The organism is Stenotrophomonas sp. HMWF003, assembly GCF_003061285.1.
Lineage (GTDB): Bacteria > Pseudomonadota > Gammaproteobacteria > Xanthomonadales > Xanthomonadaceae > Stenotrophomonas > Stenotrophomonas maltophilia_AP.
Genome location: NZ_QAIW01000365.1, coordinates 11709 through 16900, shown reverse-complemented (window position 1 = coordinate 16900; position 5192 = coordinate 11709). Strand labels below are relative to the sequence as shown.

At 70.1% G+C, this 5192-nt stretch carries 6 protein-coding genes and 1 pseudogene; 1 reads left to right on the top strand and 6 read right to left on the bottom strand.

Annotated elements, in window-relative coordinates:
- Positions 1-101 precede the first annotated feature (101 nt).
- Entirely contained in the window at positions 102-956 is an 855-nt protein-coding gene (locus DBR34_RS14980; RefSeq protein ID WP_128097385.1) for an IclR family transcriptional regulator C-terminal domain-containing protein, read from the top strand.
- Between the two features lie 67 nt (positions 957-1023).
- Here DBR34_RS14980 and pcaC read toward each other — a convergent pair whose 3' ends face one another.
- From pcaC to DBR34_RS23275, 6 genes and pseudogenes are all read right to left on the bottom strand, one after another.
- Complete coding sequence (gene pcaC / locus DBR34_RS14975) at positions 1024-1416, bottom strand: 4-carboxymuconolactone decarboxylase (protein ID WP_128097384.1); 393 nt, start codon at positions 1414-1416, stop codon at positions 1024-1026.
- Positions 1417-1462: 46 nt separating this feature from the next.
- Positions 1463-2239 (bottom strand): 3-oxoadipate enol-lactonase, encoded by a 777-nt coding sequence (gene pcaD / locus DBR34_RS14970; protein WP_128097383.1) that lies wholly within the window; start codon positions 2237-2239, stop codon positions 1463-1465.
- 19 nt (positions 2240-2258) lie between these two features.
- Entirely contained in the window at positions 2259-3602 is a 1344-nt protein-coding gene (locus tag DBR34_RS14965; protein WP_128097382.1) for a 3-carboxy-cis,cis-muconate cycloisomerase, read from the bottom strand.
- Between the two features lie 69 nt (positions 3603-3671).
- Positions 3672-4235: a protocatechuate 3,4-dioxygenase subunit alpha gene (pcaG, locus tag DBR34_RS14960; RefSeq protein WP_128097381.1), complete on the bottom strand. Its 564-nt coding sequence runs from the start codon at positions 4233-4235 to the stop codon at positions 3672-3674.
- 4 nt (positions 4236-4239) lie between these two features.
- Positions 4240-4950, bottom strand: coding sequence for a protocatechuate 3,4-dioxygenase subunit beta (gene pcaH, locus DBR34_RS14955; protein WP_128097380.1), 711 nt, complete (start codon positions 4948-4950; stop codon positions 4240-4242).
- A 106-nt stretch (positions 4951-5056) separates the two neighbouring features.
- Positions 5057-5192, bottom strand: a pseudogene (locus tag DBR34_RS23275) (3-oxoadipyl-CoA thiolase); the annotation flags it as partial.

Genomic DNA, 5192 nt, shown 5'->3' with positions numbered 1-5192 from the left:
CGCTGAGCCCCGCGCGCCACGGTCTTCCCACCGTGGCGCGCCGCTCCGCTTCGTCGCGTGCAGCCCTTACCATGCACGATCACCGAGCACGAACCACCGCCATGTCTGCCGCACCTCCCAGCCGTCGCCCCAAGCGCGCCCCTGCCCCGCCGCAGGACCGCGGGCTCAGCCATGAGCTGATGCAGCTGATCCAGGACAACCAGGGCGATCCGGATTTCATGACCTCGCTGGGCCGCGGACTGGTGGTGCTGAGCGTGTTTTCGCAGCACCCGCGCGAAGTGACCATGTCGCAGATCAGCACCGAAACCGGCATCTCGCGCGCGGCGGTGCGGCGCGTGCTGTACACGCTGGAAAAGCTCGGCTACGTGGGCGAACAGGGCCGCGGCTTCGTGCTGCTGCCGCGCGTGCTGGGCATGGGCGGGGCGTATGTCGCGTCGTCGTCGATGACCGCGGCTGCGCAGCCGGTGCTGGACGCCCTGCGCGACGACGTGCATGAGTCATGCTCGCTGGGCGTGCTGGATGGCGATGACGTGCTGTACGTGGCCCGCGCTGAAACCGTGCGGATCATGTCGATCGGGTTGCGCGCCGGCAGCCGCCTGCCGGCGTACTGCACCTCGATGGGCCGCGTGCTGCTGGCCGCGTTGCCGCACGACACGCTGGAAAGCTACCTGGAACGCAATCCGCTGCGCCCGCGTACCGAGCGCACCGTGACGCGCATGGACGAATTCCTGGACACGCTGGACCGCGTGCGCCGCGACGGCGTGGCGCTGGTGGACCAGGAGCTGGAAATCGGGCTGCGTTCGATCGCCGTGCCGGTGCACGCGCGCAGTGGTGCGGTGGTAGGCGCGCTGAACATCGGCACCCAGGCCGGGCGCATCAGCCTGGGGGTGATGCAGTCGCAGCTGCTGCCGCGGCTGCGGGAAGCGGCGCAGCGGCTTGGTACGTTGCTGCATTGAGGCGGGGTGTCGGCCGGCCGTATCCGGTTTCGTTCGCGTCGTTCGGGTTGCCGGCCAGCGGCCGGCATCAACGGGGCGGTTCGTTGGCCTGTTCTTCGAGGATGGGCTTGGCCAGCGCGAAGGCGTGGTTGGCGGCCGGCACGCCGCAGTAGATGGCGGCCTGCAACAGCACCTCTTTGATCTCGTCCGGGGTGACGCCGTTGTTGCGCGCGGCGCGGATGTGCAGCTTGAACTCTTCGTCGTGCCCCAGCGCCACCATCATCACGATGGTCAGCAGCGAGCGGGTGTGGCGCGGCAGGCCGTCGCGGGTCCACACCGTGCCCCATGCGGTGCGGGTGATGAAGTCCTGGAATTCGTGGGTGAAGTCGGTGCGCGCCTGCAGCGAGCGCTCGACGTGGGCCTCGCCGAGTACGGCGCGGCGCACGGCCAGCCCGGCTTCGTAACGTTCCTGTTCGTCCATTGGGATGCCTCGTTCGGGGTGGGTCGTACCGACCAACGGTCGGTACCTAGGTCAGGTGGGCAGTGAGGGCGGCGGTGAATGCGTCGGCCGATTCGATATTGCAGATGTGGCGGCCGGGCACGGTGACGGCGTGGCCGTGGGCGACCCCGCGTGCGATGGCCTGCAGGTCTGCGGGAGGGCAGACCGGATCGTCGTCGCCGGCGATGGCCAGGGTCGGCACTTGGATCTGCGCCAGCGCGTCACGGAAGTCCGCGGTGGCCACGGCGTGGCAGCAGCCGACGTAGCCTGCAACGGTGGTGGCGACGAAGCGCTGCAGGATGTCCTCAACCCCCGCCGGTTCGGCCGCAATGAAGGCCGGGGTGAACCAGCGTTCGGCGGTGCCGTCGCGCAGCGGCAACAGTCCGTGCGCACGCACCTGCGCGATGCGCGCCTCCCAACTCTCGGCCGTGCCGATCTTCGCGGCGGTGGCCGCCACCGTCAGCGTGTGCAGGCGTGTGCCCGCATGCACGCCCAGCCACTGCCCGGTCAGGCCGCCGATCGACAGCCCGCAGAAATGGCTGCGCGCCACGCCCAGGTGGTCCCACAGCGCCATTACGTCCGCGCCCAGGTCGGCCACGCTGTACAGCCCCGGCGGCGCGCTGGACTGGCCATGCCCGCGACGGTCGTAGCGCAGGATCCGGAACCGCGCCGACAGCGCCACCACCTGTGGGTCCCACATGTGCAGGTCGGTGCCCAGCGAGTTGCAGAAGGTCAACCATGGCGCATCGTCCGGCCCGTCGATGCGGTAATGCAGGCGATGCGTATCAAGCTCAAGAAATTGCATTGCAACACTCCAATAGAGTTCAGCGCTGCGCCAGCACGCGGTTGATCCAGGTGTCGGCCATGCCGCGCCAGCTGTCGTGCACGAACAACGCCGCCAGCTGCGTCGGCGACAGCTGCGCGCTCACCGCTGGCATGTCCTGCAGCACCTCGCGCAGGTGCCGTGACTGGGCAAGCGCCTGGCGTGCGGCCTGCTCCACCAGCGCATGCGCGGCGGCCTTGCCCAGCGTTTCAGCCAGCGTCACCGCCACCGCTTCGGCGTACAGCAGGCCGCCGTGGCTGTCCAGGTGATCGCGCATGCGCGCCCGGTCCAGCTGCAGGCCCTGCACCACCACGGTCACCTGGGCCAGGCTGCCGGCGCACAGGCGCACGATCTCCGGCACGGTTTCCCACTCGGCATGCCATTGCCCGGCCGCCCGCTCATGCGGCTGTGGCATCGCCACGAACAAGGTGGACAGCAGGCCGGGCACCCGGGTGGCTGCGGCAATGGCGGCCACGCAGCCCACGGGATTGCGCTTGTGCGGCATCGCCGATGACCCGCCCCTGCCCTCGCCGGCCGGCTCGAACGCTTCGGCCACTTCGGACTGCATCAGCAGCACGATATCCGTGGCGATCTTGCCCAGCGTGCCGGTGAGCAGCGCGAACGTGCTGCCGAGCTCGGCGACCCGGTCGCGCGCGGTGTGCCACGGCAGCGCCGGCACCGGCAACTGCAGTTCCTCGCCCAGCGCCTGGGCCACGTCCAGGCCGCGCGCCTGCAGTGAGGCCAGGGTGCCGGCCGCACCGCCGAACTGCAGCACCAGCGTGTCGGCGTGCAACGCCTGCAGACGCCGTTGGCTGCGGTGCAACGCGTCGAGCCAACCGGCGGCCTTCAGTCCGAAGGTCACCGGCACCGCCTGCTGCAACAACGTGCGCCCGGGCAGGCCGGTATCGCGCTCGGCATCGGCCAGCACCGCCAGCGCGGTGCACAGCACATGCAGCCGCTCCTGCACCAGGCCCACCGCTTCACGCAGTTGGAGTACCGCGCCGGTGTCGATGATGTCCTGGCTGGTGGCGCCCCAGTGCACCCAGCGCGCGGCGTCGGCGTCGGCGTGGCGCACCTGCGCGGTCAGCGCCTTGACCAGCGGAATGGCCGGGTTGCCGGCCAGCAGCGTGGCCTGGCCCAACGCGGGCACGGCGTACAGGTCGGCCCGGCAGGCGGCTTCGATCGGGCCGAGCGCCGCCGGCGGAATCACCGCACAGCGCACCTGGGCACGTGCCAGTGCGGCTTCCACGTCGAGCATCGCCTGCAGGCGTGCGGTGTCGGTGAACAGCGCGTCCACCTCCGGCGCACCGAACAGGCCGCCAAGCAGCGCGTGGGAATCGCTCATCAAACGCCATCCAGTCAAAGGAGGATCCAGCTTACCCGCGCACCGTCTGGCTGCGCGTGCAGGCCGGCCTCAGTAGTCGAAGAACACGGTTTCCAGCTCGCCCTGCATGCGCACGTCCCAGTGGTACAGGCCGTTGCCCTGCGCCTGGGCGATGAGCGTGGCGCGGCGTTCGGCCGGCACCAGGGCCAGGATCGGGTCGTCGGCGTTGCCCGGCGCGTCGCTGAAGTACAACCGCGCACTGGCCGCGCGCAGCAACCCGCGCATGAACACCAGCACCATCAGGTGCGGCGCCTGCGGCTGCCCCCTGGGCCCGGCCACGCTGCCCGGGCGCACGGTGGTGAAGGCGAAGCGGCCCTGCGCATCGGTCGGCACCCGGCCCCAGCCATCGAAGGCCGGGTCATGCTCGGCGTGGCGCGGGTCTTCGGGGTGCGCGTAGATGCCCTGCGCATCGGCCTGCCAGATTTCCAGCACGGCATCGGACACCGGCACGCCCAGGCCATCGAACACCTGGCCCTGCACCTGCACGCGCTCGCCCTGCGCCTGGACCGGCGCGATGTCGGTGCGGTACAGCGGTTCCAGGCCCAGCCGATAGTACGGGCCCACGGTCTGCCACGGAGTGGATTGGAAACTCATCTGCTTACTCCCACACGGTCATCTTGCGACCGCGCAACACGATGTCGAAACGGTAGCCGAGGGCGAATTCGTTGGCGGTGTTTTCCCAGTCGAACGAGGACACCATGCGTGCGCGGGCCTTGGGGTCGTCCACGCAGTTGTAGATCGGGTCGTAGTCCAGCAGCGGGTCGCCGGGGAAATACATCTGCGTCACCAGGCGTTGGCCGATGCCGTCGCCATGCAGCGAAAAATGGATGTGCGCCGGGCGCCACGCGTTGTAGTGGTTGCGCCACGGATAGGCGCCGGGCTTGATGGTGGTGAAGCGGTAATGGCCGTGGTCGTCGGTGAGCACCTGGCCGGTACCGGTGAAGTTGGGGTCCAGCGGCGCGTCGTGCTGGTCGCCCTTGTGCAGGTAGCGGCCCGCGGCGTTGCACTGCCACACCTCCACCACGGTGTTGCGCACCGGGCGGCCGTTCTCGCCCAGCACCCGGCCACTGACCACGATGCGCTCACCCAGCGGCTGGCCCTTGAAGCCGGCGGTCAGGTCGGCGGCGTGTTCGCCCAGGGTGATGCGGTCCAGCGTCGGCCCGGTCACTTCGGACAGCGTGGCCGGGATCTGGATCGGGTCACGCCCGGGGCCGCGCAGGCGGGTGGAGGCATACGGCAGGTGGATGCGGTCCGGCTGGGTGCCGGGATAGGGCCTGCGGTAGCCGCGCAGGTCAGTGGGATCGCTCATGGCGTACTCCGGTTGGCGGGCGGCCGGTGGGGCCGCAGCTGAAAGGCAGTGGCACGCTGCCATGCGAAGGCGGCAGCGGCCGTGAAGCAGGACAAAACACGGGCGGTCACACGCGCTCGATGGCCAGCGCAACCCCTTGGCCCACGCCGATGCACATGGTGGCCAGGCCACGCCGGCCACCGCTGGCTTCCAGCTGGCGCAGCAGGGTCAGCGCCAGGCGCGCGCCGCTCATGCCCAGCGGA